Here is a 21,358-nt window from a genome sequence, read left to right on the forward strand (position 1 = left end):
TTGTTATTTTGATATTATCTATAAAATTAGTGCATTAAAGAAATGATTTTCCCTGCAATCGTGCCCCGCTTAAATTGAACGTGCGGACAGGGCGCCCTCTCGGGAACGGAATGATCCGTCAATATCCTGTCAGTTGCGAGAGCGGTCTTTCAAGATCTGCCGGGCTTTCCACTCTCTGGCGAATGCGCCCGGCAGGACCTTCATTCAAGTCGTCAGCTTGGGGCGTAAAGTCCCGCCCTATGGGCTGCCCGGTCGAGCTCCTCCCGGAAATCCGGATGTGCCAGCGAGATAAGCGCCTTTGCGCGCTCGGCCACGGACTTTCCTTTGAGATTGGCCCATCCATATTCGGTGACAACGATGTGCGTGTCGTTGCGCGATGTCGTCACTGGTCCCGACAGAACCGGAACGATGCGGGACAATGTCCCCTTCGCCGCCGTCGAATGACAGGCGATGATCGATCGCCCCCCACGCGAGGCATAGGCGCCGCGCACGAAATCCACCTGGCCACCGGATGCACTGAACTGTCTTCCGTTGACGAATTCCGAGTTGCAGGCGCCGTTGAGGTCTATCTGCATGGTGGCGTTGACCGACACAGCCCGGTCATTGCGAGAAATCACGAAGGGATTGTTCACATAGTCGACGGGGTGCGCTTCGATATCCGGATTATTATCCAGAAAATCATAGAGAGCCTGATCCCCCAGTGCGAACGTGAAGATCGAACGTCCGACATGGGTCTGCTTGCGGCTGTTGTCGACCACGCCCGCCTTAACCAGATTGGCAAGGCCGGTGGTCATCATTTCCGTGTGGATGCCGACATGGCGATGGTGCGAAAGCCGCGAGCAAACCGCATCCGGCAAGGCGCCGATACCCATCTGCAGGCAATCGCCATCCTCCACGAGACCAGCAACGATCGCACCGATGGCATCGTCGACTTCGTTGCGCGGCGCCACCGGCAGAATTGGCAGGCCGACATCGTTCTCCACAACCGCCGTCACGCTCGATAGCGGGATCATGCAGTCGCCGCGCACATAAGGCATCTTGGCATTGACTTCGAGGATGATCCGGATTCCCGGTTTCCGAGACACCGTCAGCGCGTAGTCGGTGCTGGCGCCGAGGCTGAAATTGCCTTCAGTATCCATGGGCGAAACGGTTGCAATCAGGGTGTCGACCCCGACATGCTCGACCAGCGAACGCGGAACCTGGCTGAAGTGGCAGGGGACCAGGTCGACGGCCGGCAGCGCCTCGGCCAGTCGCCTCTTATCCAGCGCGCGCTCCACCCCGCCGTGGAAGTAGCTTATGGGAATGATGGTATCGCGCAGGTCGAAATCGAATACGCTTGTACCCGCAACACCGGTGCATAGCAGGTAATGCAGCCGCACCTTGTCTATGGCTCCCGCCCGCGCGTGTTCGGCCAGTGCCGCGAGAATGGCCGGCGGCTGTCCGGCGGCGATCGGCATTGCGACCTTCGCGCCTGACGGGATTAAAGCCACGGCCTCCTTTGCGGACCGCAGGCGTTCGCGATACAGCGTCTGATGGATACTGGTCATTGGGCCCTCCTCCCAATGCCATTTCAGAGCAAAACGCCATCGATTGCAATGGCCCGGTTCCCGACGCCCGCTCAAGACCACTCGGGGAGAGCATGAAGAGTTCGTTCGCGCGGGGGCGATAGTGACATCGGCAAAAAGACGGCCGCCATCGAGCGACCGTCTCCCCGTGAGCTTCCTGAAAGCAGCTCAGCCGAAGGCTGCCACTCTGCTTAGAACTTCATACCGACATTGAGCTTGAAGGTATGGTCGGTGCTATTGCGCGCGACCTGACCGGTATAGGAAGCGCTGATAGCCGCGTTCTGCGAAAGAGCAAAATCGAGCCCCGCTTCCAGGGCCAATGAATCTCGGGCGATCGGCGCACCGTCAATGCCGAAGCTGGCACCCGATTTGAAAGCAAATTCGGAGTTTGGCGTCACGTCGCCGTAAGCATGCTTCCAACCAACCATTCCGCGCGCCTTCACCTTGGTGTCAGCCAGGGGAATATCAGTGGATGCGCGCAGGCCGAGCGTCGTGAAGGTAGCATTGGTCGCGTTTCCGTCGCTCGACAGTGCGGCAATCGTCCCCCCCGTTTCCGAAAAGCCGTCGCTCTTCAGGTGAACATAAGCGAGGTTGGCGAAAGGCTCGAAGGCAACATCGCTGAGATTGACCTTGTAGCCGAGTTCCGCAAAGGCTTGGGTCGTGCGGGCATCGTAGTCGGCGGAAAGCGTCTCGTTGAACGCGGGGAAAACGACATGACGCTTGGTGTTCAGGCTGTGCGCCGAATAGAAAACGCCGGTTCTGAAACCGATCGCATCCCACTGCGATCCGCCATAGAGGCCGAAGTGATAGTTGTCGCCGGAGCCGGACGAGGAACGGGCGTCGACGTCGAAGCTGGTGTTGCTGTATCCGCCGACCAAGCCGAACCGCCATGTTCCGGCAGCGGCATCGGCGCCAACGAGAAATCCTCCCGTCGAATGATCTATGCCCGCGGCATATCCCTCGCCGTCGGCCTTGCTTTTCGAGCCGAAGGCTTCACTCCAGATGGCGATGCCTTCGGTGCTGCCGGCGGCCTGATGCATGCCCTTTTCGTCATAGGTCGTCACCATAGACGATGAGGCACCGACGTTGTCGAAAGCAGAGCGGATGCGGTTGCTGACGGCATCGCGCAGGTAGGCGCTATCGGTTATGAACGTGCCTTTGACGCTGGCGTGAATTTCGCCGGACAGAGCGTTTCCGTAGGGGCGCAGGTAACGGTAGAAACCGATTCCGTCGGTACCGGTTGTACCGATTGCTTCTCTGTTCAAGATGTAGAGCGACCATCCGTCCTTGCTCTGGCCGAACGACAGACCCTCGACTTCCTGCTCGCCCTCGATCTTGAGGTTCCCCAATACTTCCACCTGACCGGTAGCAAGATTGGCGCGATAGATGGTCTTCGAGTCGTTGTCGGTGGAGAAATACATCCAGCCATCGAGGATCTTCCCGCCCTGGGCCTGATCGATTGTCTGCGACAGAGGGATATATTTCTTGAAGGTCCAGTCTGAGAGATTGTAGACCGCAATCTCCTTGGCATTGTCGTAAGCCATGCCGTAGCCGACGCCGTTTTTAGCGTCGACAGCCACCCAGCTGGCAATATCCTGCTTGCCATGCGGCGGGTTCAGCGCAAAGGCCTGCCCCGTAAAGCTGAGGTCGCTCGCATTGTAGATCGCAAAGACCGGCGTGTTATATTTGGCGCCTGTGACCGGATCGCGTCGGCTGGAGTCCAGGGAAATGTAGAGCAGGCCATTGGCGTAATCGATGTCGCCGATATGGTTGAGGCCCTTGGGAGCCACGGCAGACGGGTTTGCCAGCACTGCGGCAATGGCCGAAGACGTCTTCAGGCTGGTCTCGAAATTTGCATTGGTTTTATCGAGCGCGTTCGTGCCGGAAAAATACCAATTCGTCCCGTCCGTTGTTACCCCTTGGCCGCGATAAGGGATTGGATTGTCGGTAAAGCTTCGCCTTTCGACCATGATCCAGGGCTCGGCAGCATGGGCCGGAGCTGACACCAAGCACGCAAGGCTCGACGACAGAATGAGCGACGTGGCGACGGCTTTCCGCGGGCGCGCCGTCCGGCGCTTCGCCTTGCATACGCATTCTTTGATCTTCAGAGGCATTTCTGGGCTTCCTTTTCATGAATTTTGAATAGCCGCACGAATGCCTCCGATGCAGGAACGATCGGCGGCACGACATACAGCGATAGTGAGAGACGGCCCGTCGAATGTCGGGCCGGGAGGCGAAATCCAGTCGCCTCAAAACGTCTGTTGATGGCGCGCTATGGCGAATTTTTCTGTCTTGCCCTGCTAATAGGTGCAAGTTCTATCTAGCTGTCCATTTGCCATATCTTTAGATAAAAACCTTTATATACGCAAAATTCGGCAATTATTATTTTGAAATTCACTCATATTTACTTTGTTCTATGTATAAATATTTCTCAAACATTGCTCATCCTGGATTCCCAACGAAAATATAGTTGACGCACAGGTTTCTCGCGCATTGACGTGCTCGTAAAACGCATGTTCAATAATAGGATAAATAGAAGAGTGAAGTGACAATAATATGAATAGTATGAAGAATGGGGATGTGCTGTTGAAAACATTGATGGGCATTCCCCGCGCCGAAGGATCTGCGGGCATCAGTCTCCACGGGAGAGTCCTCAACGAGATTGGTCAAAGCATCGTGCGCGGCGAGTTTCTACCGGGCGACCAATTACCGAACGCGGATGATTGGAGCGCCTCCTATGGCGTCAGCCGCACCGTCCTTCGTGAGGCGATCAAGGTTCTCGCCGGCAAGGGCATGGTAGAATCGCGGCCGAGAACCGGAACCCGCGTACGGCCTCGAAAGGATTGGAACTTCCTCGATCCTGATGTGCTGGTGTGGCGTTATGGGTCGAGAACCACGATCGAAGAGGCACGCTCCCTGTTCGAGTTGCGTCGCGCGATCGAACCGACCGCAGGCGCCTTGGCGGCGCAGCGTGCGACTGAACAGCAGGTTTCCGAACTGAGGATTTTGCTCGTTGAAATGGAAAAGGCCGGTGACGACGGCGAACGTTTTGCCATACCGGATCTCGCCTTCCATCAAGCCATCCTGCGCATGTCCGGCAACGAACTCATCGGCTCTCTTGCCGCCTTGATCGAAACGGCACTGGTTATCAGCTTCCGTCTCACCGACGACAATCCGCAGGGCCAGCACCATTCCCTGCCGCTACATCGCGATGTGGTGGAGAGCATTACGGCGCGAGATCCGGACTCTACAAGCAAGGCCTTGATTATTTTGCTCGATCAGGCAGAGGAAGATGTGAGGTCCGCATTGGCGGCACGGCTGGCTCGGAGGGGGTGAGCGCATCTTTCCGCAGCTCGACGATGACGGGCGCACGGTGACGATTGCGGCGACGTAGGCCGTAGCGACCGTCGCCACCTGTCTGTCTGGCGACCTCTTATTTCGTGGCAGTTCCCTTTGTCTTTGTATTCCTCGCGAGCGCGCCCTCGACCATGCGCAGAAGTCCCTTCAATTCAGGCTCCCGCACCTGTGCGGCCGCCTCGTTGGGAGCGAACCATTTTAGCCGCCTTTGGCCGCTCTCCGGAAACTGCGCGCTGACGGAACCAACTTCCAAAAGGTGAACCTGCACGACGGACGGCACGGTTGTGCCGGTATCGAGCGATTTCAGATAGGTGTAGTAGCCGAAGCTCTTCTTGCTGGCCTTCCCTTTGACTCCGGCCTCCTCCCATGCCTCGCGTTCGGCAACCTGGTGTGGCAGCTTCCTGTCCATCGGCCAGCCCTTCGGAATGACCCATCGGCCGCTTTCGCGCGACGTGATCAACAGCACTTCGACATCCTGACTGTCGGACTGCCGCCTATAGCAGATAGCGGCATATTGCTCGATTGTCTGGCCATTGAAGAGCGTGTCTGCCTCACTCGCCAGATGTCTGAGATAAGTCTTCTTCGTCATCTATTTGCAATCGTGGCTGCCTGTGCAGCCAATCGTGTCTCGCAAGGGCGATGGATGATGACCTCTCACCATGAGGGGTTCTCCGGTAGCCGCCATGTACTCCTCCCTCAGCACTCGTTGCCCGATCTTGATCGGGCAACCCAGTCAGAATGCGCCAAACTTGTTAGCCGACTATGTTTTACTCACTTGATACTCTTTGCAAGAGGCATTGTCATATAAACGTTTTGAAAATGATATTTCCTTTTGATAGCAACATGATAGCGGATCCATATCTTTGTCATAAAGAGCGGAGCGCTAACCGCCCCTGACGGAATCACGCCAAATCAGGTCCGCCTGCAACGTCAACGATCGCCCATCTGCGACCCCGCCCTGCGAGAGCCAGGCCACTGCCTCGCGCGCGATCGCGCCGATCGGCTGAGCAAACGTCGTCAGCCGGTAAGACGACCAGGATGCTTGCTCGATATCATCGAAGCCGACAATGCAAAGCTGCTGCGGAATGGAGAGCGAAAATTGATGCCGGGCAGCATCCATCAGACCGCACGCCAGCAAATCGGTGGCACAGAAGACGGCATCGGGCCGCTCCTTCCTGGTCAGCAAACGCTGCGCCACCACCCGGCCGGCCTCGTATCCGGTCGAGCCGTGCCGCTCCACGATCACATCCAGCCCCTGTTCCTTCGCCGCAGCGATGAAACCCGCTTCGCGCGCCATGAGGCTCGGCGTTCCGGCCTCGGAATTCGCAAACGCCAGCCTCGAGCAGCCCGCCCGGACGAATGCCGTTACGACCCGCCCGGCAGCTTCACGATCATCGAGGTTGATGTGGAACGCGCCCGATTGATCCTCGTCACGATTGATGAGGACGAGACGCTGGCCGCTTCGCAGGCACAGCTCCGTGATCGACTTGTCGGGCAATCCTGAAAGGATCACGGACGCGTCTGCCCGATATCGGATCGCCTGTTCGAGCGCCCTGTTGACACTGCCGTCGGAGCGGTCCGTATTAATCAGCATCGCGACTTTTCCCGCGAGCTGCAACTGCAGGGTCAATTCGCGCAACAAGGTCGACCGATACGGCGTCGCAACATCAGAGACGATCAGACAGACGATGCCGCTCTCATTGCGCATCAATCCACGCGCAAGATGATTGACCTGATATCCAAGCTCTTCCGCCGCCTGCAGAACTTTTTGCCGGGTGGTGTCCGATACGCTAGCGCCCGGCGTAAAGGCCCGCGACACGGCCGAGCGTGAAACGCCTGCCCGTCGCGCCACCTCATCCGCGCTGACAAAATCTCGCTGCGACACAGTTTCCTCCCCCTGTTGCACCGGAGTTCATCATGATTTGCAAGCGCGTGCAATACGCCTATCATATCACTTTTGTGAATCTTTTATGACAGCCGTGGTTGACAAGCCAGGATAACCAATGCAGCATTTGCACACGCTTGCAAAAAGCGCTCGGCGTGGAGGCGCCGCAAAAGCAGGAGGACATCATGAGATTGGTCAATTTGGCCGCGGCAGCCCTTGCCGCGGGGATATCTTCTATTGCCTGGTCGGCACACGCGGCAGGCGATCTCAACGTAATCTGCTCGGCAGACCCGGAGGTCTGCGACCTGATGAAAGGTCTTTTCGAAAAGCAGAGCGACATCAAGGTCAACATGGTTCGGCTTTCTGCCGGCGAAACCTATGCCAAGATCCGTGCGGAAGCACGCAATCCGAAGACGGACATCTGGTGGGCAGGAACCGGCGATCCCCACCTGCAGGCGGCAACCGAGGGCCTTACCCTTGAATACAAGTCTCCGCTCTTCGACCAGCTGCAGGACTGGGCGAAGAAGCAGGCCGAAAGCGCCAAATTTCGCACCGTCGGCGTTTATGCCGGTGCACTCGGCTGGGGCTACAACACCGATATCCTGAAGAAGAAGGGACTGAAGGAACCCAAATGCTGGGCCGATCTGCTTGATACGTCCTACAAGGGTGAAATCCAGATCGCCAATCCGAATTCATCCGGAACGTCCTACAACACCCTTGCGACGCTCGTGCAGATCATGGGCGAAGACAAGGCCTTCGACTATCTCTCCAAGCTGAATGCCAACGTGTCGCAATACACTAAATCCGGCTCCGCTCCCGTAAAGGCGGCTGCTCGCGGGGAATCGACGATCGGCATCGTCTTCATGCATGACGCCGTTGCGCAGACCGTCGAAGGCTTCCCCATCAAGGCGGTCGCACCTTGCGAGGGCACCGGCTACGAGATCGGCTCCATGTCGATCATCAAGGGCGCACGGAACCTCGAGAATGCCAAGAAATGGTATGATTGGGCACTCAGCGCCGATGCGCAATCGCACATGAAGGATGCCAAGTCCTACCAGCTGCCCTCCAACAAATCGGCTGCCGTCCCGAAGGAAGCGCCGAAGTTCGAGGACATCAAGCTGATCGACTACGACTTCAAGAAATACGGCGACCCCACCGTCCGCAAGGCTCTGCTTGCCCGCTGGGACAAGGAAATCGGCGCAAAGGCCAATTGATCGCCCGTCTTCATCTCCGCGGATCGGGATCGACTGAGCCCGGTCCGCGCCTTGCACGAACTCTGCTGAACAGGATGCTTGTCCGACCATGACTCATAGCAAACGCCGGCTGGATCTTGCGCTCATCTTCGGCACAGCCGCCGTGATACTACTCCCATGGTATCGCATCGAAGGCGGCTTCTTCGGCTTTAGCTGGTTGAGCAGCTTTCCTAGCGACCCCTCCACAGCGCCAGGAATCCTGGAAATATTCAGCTATGGCCGATGGTGGCTCGCGATCGCCGTCGGGCTTTTCCTGCTCGGCGGCGTCGCGCGCTTCATCGACAATCCTATGCGACGCGGCGCGCTCATGGCATGGGCAGGTGCGTTGGGCTTTGTCTTTCTCGCGCTGCAGGGGCTTGCAATCACCTCTTCGGGTTGGACCTGGGCGATCGGCGAAAAGCTTTTCGGCGCACTTGCGGATGGCCAGCAGGCAATGGGCGCCGGCGCCGTCACGCTCGGTATCGTCTTCGTACTGCTCTTTTCCTTCGGCCTTGCGGAACGCGGAGTCATGAAGGGCGATGCCTTCGTGGTCAGCGCCATTACCCTGCTGATCGTCCTCGTCGCGATCTTCGTCTTCTATCCCGTTGGCAGCATGTTCGTCGGCGCCTTCCAGTCCTTCGACGGATCGTTCAATCCGGACGGCTTCATCGCAAACATTCAGGATCCCTCGCTTTGGAGCCTCAGCTGCGTGGTGGGCGGCGACCGTTGCGGCCTTGCCTGGCGCACGCTCTGGCTTGCCATCATGACAGCCAGCGGTTCGACACTGCTCGGCTTGTGTTTCGCACTCATCGCGACCCGCACGCAATTCCCCTTCAAGAAGGGATTGCGCCTCCTGACGATCCTGCCGATCATCACGCCGCCCTTCGTGGTCGGGCTAGCGCTCACTCTGCTCTTCGGCCGCGCAGGTGTCGTCACCGAAGCCTTCGCTTCTCTCTTCGGCACAGAGCCTGGCCGTTGGCTCTATGGGCTGACGGGGATTTGGATCGCGCAGGTGCTGTCCTTCACGCCAATTTCCTTCCTCGTTCTGATCGGCGTCGTCGAAGGCGTCAGCCCGTCCATGGAGGAGGCTTCACAGACGCTACGCGCCAACCGCTGGCGCACCTTCTGGCGCGTGTCCTTGCCGCTGATGAAGCCGGGCCTGGCAAACGCATTCCTGATCGGCTTCATCGAGAGCATGGCCGATTTCGGCAATCCGATGGTTCTGGGCGGCAGCCATGGCGTGCTGTCGACCGAGATATTCTTCAGCGTTGTCGGCGCACAGAACGATCCATCTCGCGCCGCCGTCCTCGCAATGGTTCTCCTCGTCTTCACCTTGAGCGCCTTCCTCGCACAGCGCCTCTGGCTGCAGGGCAAGAGTTTCGCGACCGTTACCGGCAAGGGCGATTCCGGAGCTCATATCGCGCTGCCACGTGGCCTTTCGATCGCAGTTCATGCGCTCGTCATTCCGTGGATGATATTCACCATCGTCGTCTACCTTATGATCATCTTCGGCGGTTTCGTGCGCACCTGGGGCCTCGACAACACGCTGACCATCGAACACTACGTCAAGGCCTTCTCGATCGGCCTGCGGGATGATGGCGGCCTCGCATGGACCGGTGTTGCCTGGAATTCCTTCTGGACGACAATGGAAATCGCGCTGATCTCGGCGCCGCTGACGGCCGCCATCGGCCTGCTGACAGCCTATCTGATCGTGCGGCAGAAATTCGTCGGTCGCGGCCTGTTCGAATTCGCACTGATGATGAGCTTCGCCATTCCCGGCACAGTCATCGGCATCAGCTACATCATGGCCTTCAACCTGCCGCCGCTCGAGATGACGGGCACTGCCCTGATCCTCGTCGCCTGCTTCGTCTTCCGCAACATGCCGGTCGGCGTTCGCGGCGGTGTCGCCGCCATGAGCCAGCTCGACAAGAGCCTCGACGAGGCGTCCCTGACGCTGCGTGCCGACAGCCTGCGAACGATCCGCAAGGTGATATTGCCGCTACTGCGGCCGGCCATCAACGCCGCGCTGGTCTATTCCTTCGTGCGCGCCATCACCTCGATCAGCGCCGTCATCTTCCTCGTCAGCGCTCAGTACAACATGTCCACCGCCTATATCGTCGGCCTCGTCGAGAATGGCGAATATGGGGTGGCGATTGCCTATTCCTCCGCCCTCATCGTCGTGATGATTGCCGTCATTGCCGGCTTCCAGCTGCTGGTCGGAGAGCGGCGGCTGCGGCGGGTGAACCGCGTCGCAACGCAGACTTCTACACCAGCATCCGCATCCCTTGCTCAGGAGAAAACCGCATGAACCTGAAAGCTCCCGGTTCCGTCGTCTTCGAGAATGTCCGAAAGACCTTTGGCGCTTTCAACGCAATTCCGGACCTGTCGCTCACCATCGAGCCTGGAACGCTCGTGACTCTGCTCGGCCCTTCCGGTTGCGGCAAGACCACGACGCTTCGGATGCTCGCCGGGCTTGAACATCCCTCGGCGGGGCGCATTCTCATCGGCGGCAAGGATGTCACGATGCTTCCTGCCAATGAGCGCGATGTCTCGATGGTTTTCCAGAGCTACGCGCTTTTCCCGCACATGACCTCGCTCGACAACGTCGCTTACGGCCTTGAATCCTCCGGCATGAAGCGCAAGGAAGCGCGTGAAAAGGCAGAGGAAGCACTGAAGCTCGTCGGCTTGGCGGGAATGGGTTCTCGCCTTCCTGCGGAATTGTCCGGCGGCCAGCAGCAACGTGTCGCCGTTGCCCGCGCCCTCGTCGTCGAGCCTCAGGTTCTGCTGCTTGATGAGCCTCTTTCCAACCTCGACGCCCGCCTTCGCCGGCGTGTGAGGACCGAGATCCGCGAACTGCAACAGCGTCTCGGCTTTACCGCCGTTTACGTGACCCACGATCAGGACGAGGCATTGGCCGTTTCAGACCGTATCATCGTCATGAAGGACGGCGGCATTGCCCAGCAAGGTGCGCCGCGCGAACTCTATGACACCCCCGCCTCGGCCTTCATCGCCGACTTCATGGGCGAAGCCAATGTCATGCCCTGCGATGTCATCGGCATTGATGGCGATAACGCCATGATCGCAGTCGAAGGCCTCCGTCATCGGGTTGCCGGTCGGTCGGCCAAGCCCGGCCCGGCACAACTTGCCGTCCGGCCGAATGCGATCATGCTGACTCCGAGGACGGCGAACGCCCCTTTCCACGGCCGGATCACGCATTCCGCCTATCTCGGCGATCATGTCGAATATGAAGTGCAAACCGGGGCCGGTTCGCTTTTCGTCGTCGACGCAACCGTCGATACCGCGCTCCCTCCTCATACGGATGTCACGATCTCGTTCAAGGATCGCGGCATCGCCGTTATTGGCGGCTGAACGCCGTCAACCATCCGACCACAAAGGACCATTGCATGACATCCCCCATTCTTGCCGACCTCGTCGCACGCCTGGCGCTCGCAGAAGCCATGGGTCGCGAAGCCGGAAAGCTCGCGCTCGACTATTTCAAGCGCCGCGAAACCCTCATCATCGAGACCAAGCGCGACCTCCAGGATGTCGTTTCGATCGCCGACCGCGAAGTCGAAAACCTGATCCGCAGCCGCATTCACCAGGCCCACCCTGCCGACAGCATCCTCGGAGAAGAATACGGCCTGGAAGGAGGAACCTCAGGCTTTACTTGGGTCGTCGATCCCATCGACGGCACAAGCCCCTTCGTCAACGGCATGCCAAACTGGTGCGTCTCCATTGCCGTGCTGCATGACGGCGTTCCGGTGATCGGCGTCATCTCGGCACCTTGCCACGATGAACTCTATGTGGCAGCACTCGGCAAGGGTGCTACGCTTAACGGCAAGGCGCTGAAACTGGATTCGACGCGCAACATCCGCAATGCCCTCACCGGCATCGGGGCCAACAATCACGTTTCGCCGGCCTTCGTTGCCAATATGGTCCAGCAGATCCTGGAGGCGGAGGGCAACTTCGTCCGCAACGGCTCCGGCGCCTTGATGCTCGCCTACGTCGCCGCTGGCCGGCTCGTCGGCTATTACGAACCCTATATGCATGCCTGGGATTGCCTTGCCGGCTATTGCCTCGTCAAGGAAGCCGGCGGCTGGTACCATCCCTTCCCGACCGAAGGCGAGCGCCTGACCAAGGGATCGGTCGTGCTCGCTGCCGCGCCCGGTGCGATCGATGATCTCAGAAGAATAGCGGGCGTATAATTTCGCTGATCAAGCGTGGCGTGCCGGAGAAGTGACAGTCCGGCATGCCCCCACGGACGGCAACTAAGCCCGATCGCGCAGCCTCGACCATCATCTGAGCCGTTCGATTGGGACTTTTAGAGCCGTCTACCGGGAAGATGATGCAGCAATGACTGACAGGCGCGCATCATATGTGCGGTCAGAAAATCGGCCGCCTTCTCGACATCGCCAGCCTTGCAGAGCGCCAATAGCTGGCGATGTTCGCGATCGGCCGTTTCCAGACCGCGCGACAAGGTGAGCTGAATTCGCAAGTAGCGCTCAAGCCGATCGTTGATGGACCGGATGGTGCTGACGAGATACGGCCTTTGCGCATCCTCATAAAGACAGCTGTGGAATTGCCAGTTCAGTTCCGACCAGCGCGCCACATCGGCCTCCTGCGCAAATGCGTCGCAGTAGGCCTGGGCCTTCTCAAAGGTCTTTTCGGTCATGAAAGGAATCGAGAGCTTCAGAGCGCTGGCCTCCAGAATGGCCCGCACCTCGAAGATCTGCACGATTTCCGGTTCCGAAACGGTGGTGACGATCGCCCCCCTGTTGCGATGGAACTCGACCAGACCTTCAGCTTCAAGCCGCTTCAGCGCCTCGCGCACCGGAATCTTGCTGACATTGAACAGGCGCGCAACGTCGTCCTGACGGATAGGCTCGCCTTCGTCCAGGGAACCGTCCGCGATGGAATCTCGGATGAATTTCAGGATCACATCGGACGTGCTCGGCGCCTTACCCAGGTTGGGGATCTGGTCAATATTAAGCGGCATTCAGTCGTCGTTCCCGGGATAAGACGTTGGATTGGCAGGGGATTGGAGATCGTAATCCCCCCTAAATACAGTGATCTCGTTCTGTGACGCAAGAGCACATGCCGCCTGCGCAACCAACGGAACTATTGGCATTTTCCCCCCCTCAATAGCGCTTGACGCCCATCGCAAATCGTATACGTTATCCGAAATTTCAAGATAACGTATACGATCTTGACGTTCAAGGGAGGAACATTAGTTGTCGGCTCTTCAGGCAGTAGCCATTCGCGCCTCCCTCTCCGTATTCGAAAGGGACTGAAGCAGAAATGCGTACATCGAAAGTCGTCCATGTCGTCAGCTGTCACGCCGAGGGAGAAGTCGGCGACGTGATCGTCGGCGGGGTTGCCCCACCTCCAGGCGCTACCGTGTGGGAACAATCACGCTGGATCGCTGAAGACGAAACCCTGCGGAATTTCGTTCTCAACGAGCCGCGCGGCGGCGTCTTCCGCCATGTGAACCTGCTGGTTCCTCCGAAAGATCCCAAGGCGCAGATGGCCTGGATCATCATGGAGCCGGCGGATACGCCGCCCATGTCCGGATCGAACTCGATCTGCGTGTCGACCGTTCTGCTCGACACAGGCATCATTCCCATGCAGGAACCGATCACCCGCATGGTACTGGAAGCCCCAGGCGGCCTGATCGAAGTCAAAGCCGAATGCAGCAATGGCAAGGCCGAGCGCATTCATGTGCGCAACGTACCGTCTTTTGCCGACAAGCTTGATGCCAAGCTCGAAGTGGAAGGCATCGGCACCATCACGGTGGATACCGCCTACGGCGGCGACAGCTTCGTGCTCGTGGACGCTGCTTCGCTCGGCCTTAGCCTGCAGCCGGATCAGGCTCGCGACATCGCGCGCCTCGGCGTCAAGATCACCCAGGCCGCCAACGAGCAGCTCGGCTTCAGCCATCCAGCCAACGACTGGAACCATATTTCCTTCTGCCAGATCACCGATCCGGTTCGCATGAAGGATGGTGTCCTCTGGGGGAAGAACGCCGTTGCCATCCGCCCGGGCAAGATCGACCGCTCGCCGACCGGCACCGGATGCTCTGCACGCATGGCCGTTCTGCACGCGAAAGGTCAGATGAAGGTCGGAGACAAGTTCGTCGGCACATCGCTCATCGACACGGAATTCCATTGCAGCATCGACAGTGAAGTCGATCTCAATGGCAAGTCTGCCATCAGCCCGATCATTTCCGGGCGCGCCTGGATCGTCGGCACCCACCAGTTAATGGTGGATCCCGCAGATCCATTCCCGGCCGGATACCGGCTGTCAGACACCTGGCCGATGGACCTCTAAAGGAAATGCGACCCCATCGCGGCGGCGGGCATTCGGAGGAGTGCCCACCGTCCGATTGAAATTACAGCAAGTAAATTGGGAGGATGAACATGCGTAGTTTATTGAAGTCGACCGTCTCGGTCGCATCTTTGCTTATTGCCCTTTCCGTGCCGGGACTTGCCGCGGCGGACGAACCCGTCAAGGGCGGCACCCTGCGGATTCTCGCCACCGGCGAGCCTGATCACATCGACCCTGCGCTAGCAGGCATGGTGAACACCAACAATCTGCTGCGCGCCATATCGCGGCAGCTGGTCAGCTACCAAGCGTCGACGGATCCGAACATCGCGATCAAACCGGTTGGCGATCTGGCGACCGAGGTGCCGCAGCCGACGGACAACGGGCTGACCTACACGTTCAAGCTGCGCCAGGGCGCCATGTGGAATGCGTCTTCCGGTGCCCGCCAGATTACCTCGGCGGACGTAAAGCGCGGCTTCAAGCGGCTGTGCAATCCGCACCTGCAGGCTTCCACGCTGACCTATTTTACAGCGCTCATCTCCGGCCTGAGCGAATTCTGCGATGGCTTCGCCAAGGTTCCGCCGACAGCCGCCGACATGAAGAAATATGCGGAAGAAAATGACGTAAAGGGCATCGAGACGCCCGACGATCAGACTGTTATCTTCAAGCTCAAGGAACGCGCGGGCGACTTCATCTACATGCTCTCGCTTCCCATGCCGGCTCCGGCGCCGATCGAGGTGCTCGACTACCTTCCCGACAGCCCGGAATACCGCACGCATTTCGTCGGCAGCGGCCCCTATACGATCGGCGAATACACGCCCGACACCAGCCTGAAGCTGGTGCGCAATCCCGCCTGGAAGGCGGAAAGCGATCCGCTGCGCAAGGCCTATGTCGATGATATCGAGATCACCATGGGGCTGCAGGCCGATGCCATCATGCAGCAGTTGCAGTCGGGCGACGCCGATCTTGCCTATGACATTAACGTCCCTACAGCCATCCTGGCGACGCTTGCCGCCAACAACGACGAAAAGCTGACGGCGCTTTCGGCCGGCAACACGAACTTCCTGTTCATCAACACCGTCTCGGACAACAACAAGGGTGCGCTCAAGGACATCCGCGTCCGCAAGGCGCTGTCGTATGCGATCGACAAGGCCGCAATCGTCCAGCAATGGGGCGGCCCGAAGGTGGCGGAACCTGCGACGGGCATTTTCGGGCTTGGCGTGCTTGGACATCACAAGTTCGATCTCTACCCCTCGCCTGAATCCAAGGGCGATCCGGAAAAAGCCAAGGCGCTGCTCGCGGAGGCTGGCTTCCCGAACGGCATCACGCTGAAGATGCCTTACCGCAACAAGGATCTGGAAGTGGCGACCGCCGCCACCATTCAGGCCAGCATGGCGCGCGCAGGCATCAAGCTCGAACTGGCGCCGGTAACCGCCGCCGACTATTACTCCAAATTCATGACCAATCCCGTGAACACAAAGAACGGCACCTGGGACATCGCGCCCGTGGGCTGGACGCCGGACTGGGTTGGCGGCGCTGCGCGCTCCGTCTTCCAGCCGCAGTTCACCTTCGACGGGACGCACCAGACCTACAACTACACCGACTACAACAACCCGAAGGCCAACGAGACCGCTGCAAAGGCGATCAACGCGACCACGCCGGAGGAAACCGGCAAATTGTGGGCTGAGGTCGACGAGATGGTCATGACAGACGCGCCGGTGGTGCCGCTGATCGCCAACAAGAACCCGCGCTATCGCAGCGAAGCGGTGAAGAACTTCCAGCCCTATGCCCTGGGCGTGGAGGGCGATTGGACGAACCTCTGGATCGAACGCTGATCCGGCATCTTCGTGCATGGCGCCGCAGCCTGGCTGCGGCGCCCGAACGCAACCCAATTAAAGTGCGAGTTTACCCTTGACCATATTGGAGGCAAAGGGACTGACGGTCGATATCCCGACCGAGGATGGCGTCGTACATGCGGTACGCAACGTCTCCTTTTCGATCAGGCCCGGTTCGATTTTCGGTATTGCAGGCGAATCCGGCTCTGGAAAGAGCGTGCTGACACAGGCCGTCATGGGGCTTCTGCCCAACGCCGACGTCCGCGGCGAGGTCTGGTTCGAAGGTCGCAACCTTCTCAGCCTGCCGCAGTCGGAGATGCGTCGCCTGCGGGGCGGCCGCATCGGCATGGTGTTTCAGGACCCGTTGTCGAGCCTGCATCCCTTCTACACGATCGGCTCGCAGATCGCCGAGGTTCTGCATACGCATGAGACCATCGATCGCGAAGCCGCACGGGCTCGCGTGATCGACATGCTCGGCAAGGTCGGCATCCCCTCGCCCGCCGAGCGTTTCGACAGCTATCCGCACGAGTTTTCGGGCGGGATGCGTCAGCGCGTCATGATCGCCATGGCGCTTATCCTCAATCCTGCGCTCATCATTGCCGACGAGCCGACGACCGCGCTTGACGTCACCGTTCAAGCCCAGATCATCGATCTGCTCGACACCATGCGGCGCGATTTCGGCACGACGATCATCCTCATCACGCATGACCTCGGCCTGCTGTCCAGCGTCGCTGACGACGTCATGGTCATGTATGCCGGCAATCGGCTTGAATACGGCCCAGCCCGCAATGTGTTCCGCTCGCCGGCCCATCCCTATACGGCGGGGCTGCTGCGATCGACGCCGGCAAGCTACGCGCCTGGCGCGCAGTTGGTCCCAATCAAGGGACGCCCGCCGAGCCTGCTCGCAACACCAACCGGATGCATCTTCGCTCCACGCTGCAGTGAGCAGCTCGCCGATTGCACGAAGCGGCGCCCACCCTTGCGCGTCTACAGTGATGGTGTCGAATCCCTATGTCTGCTGGAGCCGAAGGCTGCACCGCCTTCGCTAGCTGGGGCCGCCGAGACGATCGAAGCCAAGACAACCCGCTCCGAACAGATCGCCAGGATTGAAGACGTCCGCCTGACCTATCATGTCGGCAGCTTCTTCGGACAAAAGCGCACTCTCGAAGTTCTCAAAGGCATCGACCTCACGATCACACGCGGAGAAACGGTCGGCCTCGTCGGCGAAAGCGGTTGCGGAAAATCCACGCTGGCACGCATCGTCGCCGGGCTGACGCCGGCGACCTCGGGCAAGATCAACGTGCTCGGCCACGACATGAGCCACCTCAAGGGCCGTGAATGGCGAGAGATGCGCCAGCAGATCCAGCTCGTTTTCCAAGACCCCTTCGGCTCGCTCAACCCGCGCCGCCGCGTTGGCGCGATCATCGGCGATCCGTTCCGCCTGCACGGTGTCGCGGCAGGAGAGGAGCGCCGCGAAAAGGTGCGGCATCTGATGGAGATGGTCGGCCTTAACCCCGAGCACTACAATCGCTTTCCGGCCGAATTCTCCGGCGGCCAGCGCCAGAGGATCGGCATCGCGCGTGCCTTGGCCCTCAATCCCGCGCTCGTCATCTGCGACGAACCCGTCTCGGCGCTCGACGTATCGATCCAGGCGCAGGTCCTCAACCTGCTCAAGGAACTGCAGCAGAAGCTGGGCCTGACCTATCTGTTCATCTCGCATGATCTGTCCGTCGTGCGCCACATCTGCGACAGGATCGCCGTCATGCAAGGCGGCAAGATTGTCGAGCTGGCCGCAGCCGAACAGATCTTCGCCAATCCGCAGCACCCCTACACCCGCACTTTGCTATCCGCATCGAAAACGCTCTCCGTCACAGACGATGATGGCGTCGCGCGGTCATTGATCGAGACAAGACAGGTGACAGCATGAGCGACGTCGCGACATCAGATCCTTCGACACAGACGGACGTGGTACAGCGCGGTTCGCTTGAGTTGACGCTGCGTCGTCTGCGCCGCGACAAGGCAAGCATGATCGCCCTTTGCGTCATTCTGGCCGTCGTCCTGCTCGCGGTCATCGCGCCGTGGATCGCCACGCTGACCGGGCACTCACCGATCGAGCAGTTCCGCGATATCGGCCTATCGCCGGCGGGCATTCCGGTCGGTCCAGGCGATCAATTCTGGCTCGGCACGGACCAGTTGGGCCGCGACGTGCTGGTGCGGCTCGCCTATGGCGCCCGCGTTTCCTTGTTGGTGGGGGTATTTGCCTCGGTGCTGGCCTCGACGATCGCCGTGATCGTCGGCACGACGGCCGGCTATCATGGCGGCTTGACCGATATCCTGCTCAGCCGGCTGATGGACCTCGTCATGAGCGTCCCCTTCCTGCTCTGCGCACTTGCACTCGTATCGGCCTTCGGTCCCAGCCTGACGCTCAGCGTCTGCGTCATCGTCTTCTTCAGCTGGGCTCCGATGGCGCGCGTTATCCGCGGACAGGTGCTTTCACTGCGCAAACAGGATTTCGTTCAAGCGAGCCGCTCGCTCGGCGCTGGCCCACTTTCGATCATGATCGTCGACATCCTGCCCAATCTCGCAGCCCCCATCATCGTCTACACTACCATGCAGATCCCGAGCTCGATCGTCTTCGAAGCGACCCTGTCGTTCCTCGGCATGGGGATCGTGCCGCCGACGCCCAGCTGGGGCGGAATGCTGGCGGATGCGTCGTCAAACTCCCTCTACCTCGTCGCCTGGTGGCTAGTCTTTGTGCCCGGTACGGCGCTTCTGCTGACGACGCTCGCCTTCAACATTCTCGGCGACGGCCTGCGCGACGCGCTCGACCCGAAAAGCGCACGCACGGTTCGTCGTTTCAGGCTGCAATCCAAAGGAGCGTCCAAGCGATGATCCGCTTTCTTACCCAGCGCCTGATCTTCGGCGCAGGCGTCCTTCTGATGCTCTCCGCCTTCGTGTTCTTCCTGTTCTTTGTCGCGCCCGGCGATCCCGCCCGCATGATCGCAGGCGATAAGGCGACCGAGGCACAGCTGGTGCAGATCCGTAAGAATCTCGGTGTAGACCGCCCCATCGTGGTTCAGTATGGCAGCTTTCTCACCCGGGCGATCAGCGGCGATCTCGGCTTTTCCTACCGCAATCAGCAGGCTGTCGCGCCTATCATCGTCCGGCGCATTCCAATCACTCTGTCTCTGGTTCTGGGAGGAGCGCTGCTCTGGCTCTCAATCGGCATTCCGATGGGCATCATGTCGGCGCGTTTCGCGGGCGGCCTGCGGGACCGTATCGGCCAGGCATTCATCCTCGTGGGCTTGAGCTTTCCGACCTTCGTGCTTGGCATGATGTCGCTTTACCTCCTCTATTTCGTCCCCAAGCAGGCAGGGTTCACGCTGTTCCCTCCCGGAGGATACAAGGCACTGACAACACAACCGTTGCTCTGGGCATGGCATCTCATCCTGCCATGGACCACGCTCGCCCTGACCATGGCGGCCGTCTATGCCCGACTGACGCGCGGCCAGATGCTGGATGTGATGGGTGAGGACTATATCCGCACCGCCCGGGCCAAGGGCCTCAGCGAACGACGTGTGGTCTGGAAACATGGTCTGCGTGCAGTGCTGACGCCGCTTGTCACCCAGCTCGGCGCCGACATCGCCATGCTGCTCGGCGGCGTGATCATCATCGAGCAGGTCTATGGGTTGCAGGGGGTGGGAGCACTTGCGGTTCAGGCGGTCGCCAATCAGGACCGCCCGATTATCATCGGTGTCGTATTGCTGGGCGGAGTGTTCATCGTCATATCGAATATCATTGTCGACCTCTTCTATGTGTTGCTCGACCCCCGCGTCCGCTGAAAGAACATCATCATGATCGTTTCCGAATACACCATCCCCGGAATGCATATCCGCGATCACGTCCTCACCGTGCCGCTCGACTGGTCCGATCCATCGGGCAAGACCATCGAGTTTTTCGCGCGCGAGGTGGTCGATCCGGTCCGCAAGACCGAAACGCTGCCGGTTCTCTGCTTCCTGCAAGGCGGCCCAGGCGGTAAGTCGCCCCGCCCAACGCGCGGTGGGCCGTCATGGCTGGCCGAGGCCCTGAAAACGCATCGTGTCATCCTGCCGGACCAGCGCGGCACAGGGCGTTCCACTCCAGTCGACACGGCAACGATCGGCCAGCTCGATGGCGAAGCGGGCGCGAACTTTCTTGCCTGCTTCCGCGCCGATTCCATCGTCAGGGATCTGGAGCATTTCCGCAAAACGGAGCTTGAGGGCCGCCGCTGGCAAACGCTTGGCCAGAGCTATGGCGGCTTTCTTACCCTCACCTATCTCAGCCAGGCACCCGAGGGCCTGGCCGCCTGCTATATTACCGGCGGCATTCCCAGCCTTAAGCCGGACGCCGACGAGGTCTATCGCCACACCTATCCTCGCGTGCGGGCCAAAAATACCGCCTACTACAAGCGCTATCCGGGCGACGTCGCGCTCGTCGGCAAGATCGCCGATTTCATCGATGACAACGACATCCGCCTGCCCGATGGCGATCGGCTGAGCGTGCACCGCCTTCAGACCGTCGGCCTCGATTTTGGCATGGCACATGGCTTCGAGAATATTCACTGGCTGGTGGACGAGGCCTTCGCAGACAGGAAGCAAGACAGGCTCTCAGACCATTTCCTGGCCTCGGTGATGAACCTGACCTCCTATCATAGCGGTCCGCTCTTTGCAGCCATCCATGAGGCAATCTATGGCGAGGGTGACGGCGCGACGGCCTGGTCGGCCGAACGGCTGCGGGCAAACTTCCCCGAATTCGATCCGGCTGCTCGCCCTTTGCTGTTTACCGGCGAGATGATCTATCCGTGGATGTTCGAGGAAATTTCCTCCCTCAAGCCGTTCAGAGCTGCCGCCGAGGCACTGGCTCGGCGCCCGCAGCACAGCGTGCTTTATGATCGCGATCGTCTCGCCGCCAACGAGATCCCGATCGCTGCGGCGATCTATCATGACGACATGTATGTCGACGCCGGCCTTTCGCTGCAAACCGCACGTGCAGTCGGCAATCTGGATTTCTGGATCACCAATGAATTCGAGCATGACGGCATTCGTCAGTCGGCATCGGTGTTTGAACGGCTGGCGGCGCTTGTTGCTGAAAAAGGCGGGCCGCTTGCGGCGGAATGATTGTGGG

General features: G+C 59.7%; 16 protein-coding genes. 11 read left to right on the forward strand and 5 right to left on the reverse strand.

The features are described from left to right. Window positions 1-212: 212 nt before the first annotated feature. Both GGD46_RS30510 and GGD46_RS30515 read right to left on the reverse strand, forming a co-directional pair. Window positions 213-1,547, reverse strand: coding sequence for an acetyl-CoA hydrolase/transferase family protein (locus GGD46_RS30510; RefSeq protein WP_184710874.1), 1,335 nt, complete (start codon window positions 1,545-1,547; stop codon window positions 213-215). Between the two features lie 209 nt (window positions 1,548-1,756). Beyond that, window positions 1,757-3,679, reverse strand: coding sequence for an autotransporter domain-containing protein (locus tag GGD46_RS30515; protein ID WP_184710876.1), 1,923 nt, complete (start codon window positions 3,677-3,679; stop codon window positions 1,757-1,759). 442 nt (window positions 3,680-4,121) lie between these two features. On the opposite strand from GGD46_RS30515, the gene GGD46_RS30520 reads away from it, so the two are divergent. Further along, window positions 4,122-4,901, forward strand: coding sequence for a FadR/GntR family transcriptional regulator (locus GGD46_RS30520; protein ID WP_246806514.1), 780 nt, complete (start codon window positions 4,122-4,124; stop codon window positions 4,899-4,901). 97 nt (window positions 4,902-4,998) lie between these two features. On the opposite strand, the gene GGD46_RS30525 is transcribed toward GGD46_RS30520, so the two are convergent. Together GGD46_RS30525 and GGD46_RS30530 are read right to left on the reverse strand one after the other, a co-directional pair. Beyond that, on the reverse strand, window positions 4,999-5,511 hold the full coding sequence (locus tag GGD46_RS30525; protein WP_184710878.1) for an NUDIX hydrolase: 513 nt from the start codon (window positions 5,509-5,511) through the stop codon (window positions 4,999-5,001). 294 nt (window positions 5,512-5,805) lie between these two features. Then, on the reverse strand, window positions 5,806-6,807 hold the full coding sequence (locus tag GGD46_RS30530) for a LacI family DNA-binding transcriptional regulator (protein WP_184710880.1): 1,002 nt from the start codon (window positions 6,805-6,807) through the stop codon (window positions 5,806-5,808). A gap of 185 nt (window positions 6,808-6,992) precedes the next feature. Between GGD46_RS30530 and GGD46_RS30535 the strand changes: the two genes are divergently transcribed. From GGD46_RS30535 to GGD46_RS30550, 4 genes are all read left to right on the forward strand, one after another. Next, window positions 6,993-8,021: an ABC transporter substrate-binding protein gene (locus tag GGD46_RS30535; RefSeq protein WP_184710882.1), complete on the forward strand. Its 1,029-nt coding sequence runs from the start codon at window positions 6,993-6,995 to the stop codon at window positions 8,019-8,021. Between the two features lie 88 nt (window positions 8,022-8,109). After that, window positions 8,110-10,347 (forward strand): ABC transporter permease, encoded by a 2,238-nt coding sequence (locus GGD46_RS30540; RefSeq protein ID WP_184710884.1) that lies wholly within the window; start codon window positions 8,110-8,112, stop codon window positions 10,345-10,347. Next, window positions 10,344-11,408: an ABC transporter ATP-binding protein gene (locus GGD46_RS30545; protein WP_184710886.1), complete on the forward strand. Its 1,065-nt coding sequence runs from the start codon at window positions 10,344-10,346 to the stop codon at window positions 11,406-11,408. The genes GGD46_RS30540 and GGD46_RS30545 overlap by 4 nt, the downstream gene beginning before the upstream one ends. 35 nt (window positions 11,409-11,443) lie before the next feature. Continuing rightward, entirely contained in the window at window positions 11,444-12,244 is an 801-nt protein-coding gene (locus GGD46_RS30550) for an inositol monophosphatase family protein (protein ID WP_184710888.1), read from the forward strand. Between the two features lie 116 nt (window positions 12,245-12,360). On the opposite strand, the gene GGD46_RS30555 is transcribed toward GGD46_RS30550, so the two are convergent. After that, window positions 12,361-13,035: a GntR family transcriptional regulator gene (locus GGD46_RS30555; protein WP_184710890.1), complete on the reverse strand. Its 675-nt coding sequence runs from the start codon at window positions 13,033-13,035 to the stop codon at window positions 12,361-12,363. 302 nt (window positions 13,036-13,337) lie between these two features. Here GGD46_RS30555 and GGD46_RS30560 point away from each other — a divergent pair, with 302 nt between their 5' ends. From GGD46_RS30560 to GGD46_RS30585, 6 genes are all read left to right on the forward strand, one after another. Next, window positions 13,338-14,366 carry a trans-3-hydroxy-L-proline dehydratase gene (locus GGD46_RS30560; RefSeq protein ID WP_184710892.1) on the forward strand — a complete coding sequence of 343 codons (1,029 nt, stop codon included), beginning with the start codon at window positions 13,338-13,340 and terminating at the stop codon, window positions 14,364-14,366. A gap of 89 nt (window positions 14,367-14,455) precedes the next feature. After that, window positions 14,456-16,195 carry an ABC transporter substrate-binding protein gene (locus GGD46_RS30565; protein ID WP_184710894.1) on the forward strand — a complete coding sequence of 580 codons (1,740 nt, stop codon included), beginning with the start codon at window positions 14,456-14,458 and terminating at the stop codon, window positions 16,193-16,195. Window positions 16,196-16,271: 76 nt separating this feature from the next. Continuing rightward, window positions 16,272-18,122, forward strand: coding sequence for an ABC transporter ATP-binding protein (locus GGD46_RS30570; protein ID WP_184710896.1), 1,851 nt, complete (start codon window positions 16,272-16,274; stop codon window positions 18,120-18,122). Continuing rightward, the gene (locus GGD46_RS30575; protein WP_184710898.1) at window positions 18,119-19,087 is read left to right on the forward strand and encodes an ABC transporter permease; all 969 of its coding nucleotides are present in this window, start codon (window positions 18,119-18,121) and stop codon (window positions 19,085-19,087) included. Before GGD46_RS30570 ends, GGD46_RS30575 begins: the two co-directional genes overlap by 4 nt. After that, entirely contained in the window at window positions 19,084-20,037 is a 954-nt protein-coding gene (locus GGD46_RS30580) for an ABC transporter permease (RefSeq protein ID WP_184710900.1), read from the forward strand. Before GGD46_RS30575 ends, GGD46_RS30580 begins: the two co-directional genes overlap by 4 nt. Window positions 20,038-20,049: 12 nt before the next feature. After that, window positions 20,050-21,351: an alpha/beta fold hydrolase gene (locus GGD46_RS30585; RefSeq protein ID WP_184710902.1), complete on the forward strand. Its 1,302-nt coding sequence runs from the start codon at window positions 20,050-20,052 to the stop codon at window positions 21,349-21,351. Window positions 21,352-21,358: the final 7 nt, after the last annotated feature.

Origin of the sequence: Martinezella lusitana, from assembly GCF_014207095.1 — a bacterium.
GTDB classification, from domain to species: Bacteria; Pseudomonadota; Alphaproteobacteria; order Rhizobiales; family Rhizobiaceae; genus Rhizobium; species Rhizobium lusitanum_B.

Excerpts from the sequence above, each read along its gene's own strand:
- GGD46_RS30515 (WP_184710876.1), bottom strand. The coding sequence starts at position 3,679 with ATGCCTCTGAAGATCAAAGAATGCGTATGCAAGGCGAAGCGCCGGACG.
- GGD46_RS30545 (WP_184710886.1), top strand. The coding sequence starts at position 10,344 with ATGAACCTGAAAGCTCCCGGTTCCGTCGTCTTCGAGAATGTCCGAAAG.
- GGD46_RS30520 (WP_246806514.1), top strand. The coding sequence starts at position 4,122 with ATGAATAGTATGAAGAATGGGGATGTGCTGTTGAAAACATTGATGGGC.
- GGD46_RS30540 (WP_184710884.1), top strand. The coding sequence starts at position 8,110 with ATGACTCATAGCAAACGCCGGCTGGATCTTGCGCTCATCTTCGGCACA.
- GGD46_RS30580 (WP_184710900.1), top strand. The coding sequence starts at position 19,084 with ATGATCCGCTTTCTTACCCAGCGCCTGATCTTCGGCGCAGGCGTCCTT.
- GGD46_RS30565 (WP_184710894.1), top strand. The coding sequence starts at position 14,456 with ATGCGTAGTTTATTGAAGTCGACCGTCTCGGTCGCATCTTTGCTTATT.
- GGD46_RS30525 (WP_184710878.1), bottom strand. The coding sequence starts at position 5,511 with ATGACGAAGAAGACTTATCTCAGACATCTGGCGAGTGAGGCAGACACG.
- GGD46_RS30535 (WP_184710882.1), top strand. The coding sequence starts at position 6,993 with ATGAGATTGGTCAATTTGGCCGCGGCAGCCCTTGCCGCGGGGATATCT.
- GGD46_RS30575 (WP_184710898.1), top strand. The coding sequence starts at position 18,119 with ATGAGCGACGTCGCGACATCAGATCCTTCGACACAGACGGACGTGGTA.
- GGD46_RS30510 (WP_184710874.1), bottom strand. The coding sequence starts at position 1,547 with ATGACCAGTATCCATCAGACGCTGTATCGCGAACGCCTGCGGTCCGCA.
- GGD46_RS30585 (WP_184710902.1), top strand. The coding sequence starts at position 20,050 with ATGATCGTTTCCGAATACACCATCCCCGGAATGCATATCCGCGATCAC.
- GGD46_RS30555 (WP_184710890.1), bottom strand. The coding sequence starts at position 13,035 with ATGCCGCTTAATATTGACCAGATCCCCAACCTGGGTAAGGCGCCGAGC.
- GGD46_RS30560 (WP_184710892.1), top strand. The coding sequence starts at position 13,338 with ATGCGTACATCGAAAGTCGTCCATGTCGTCAGCTGTCACGCCGAGGGA.
- GGD46_RS30550 (WP_184710888.1), top strand. The coding sequence starts at position 11,444 with ATGACATCCCCCATTCTTGCCGACCTCGTCGCACGCCTGGCGCTCGCA.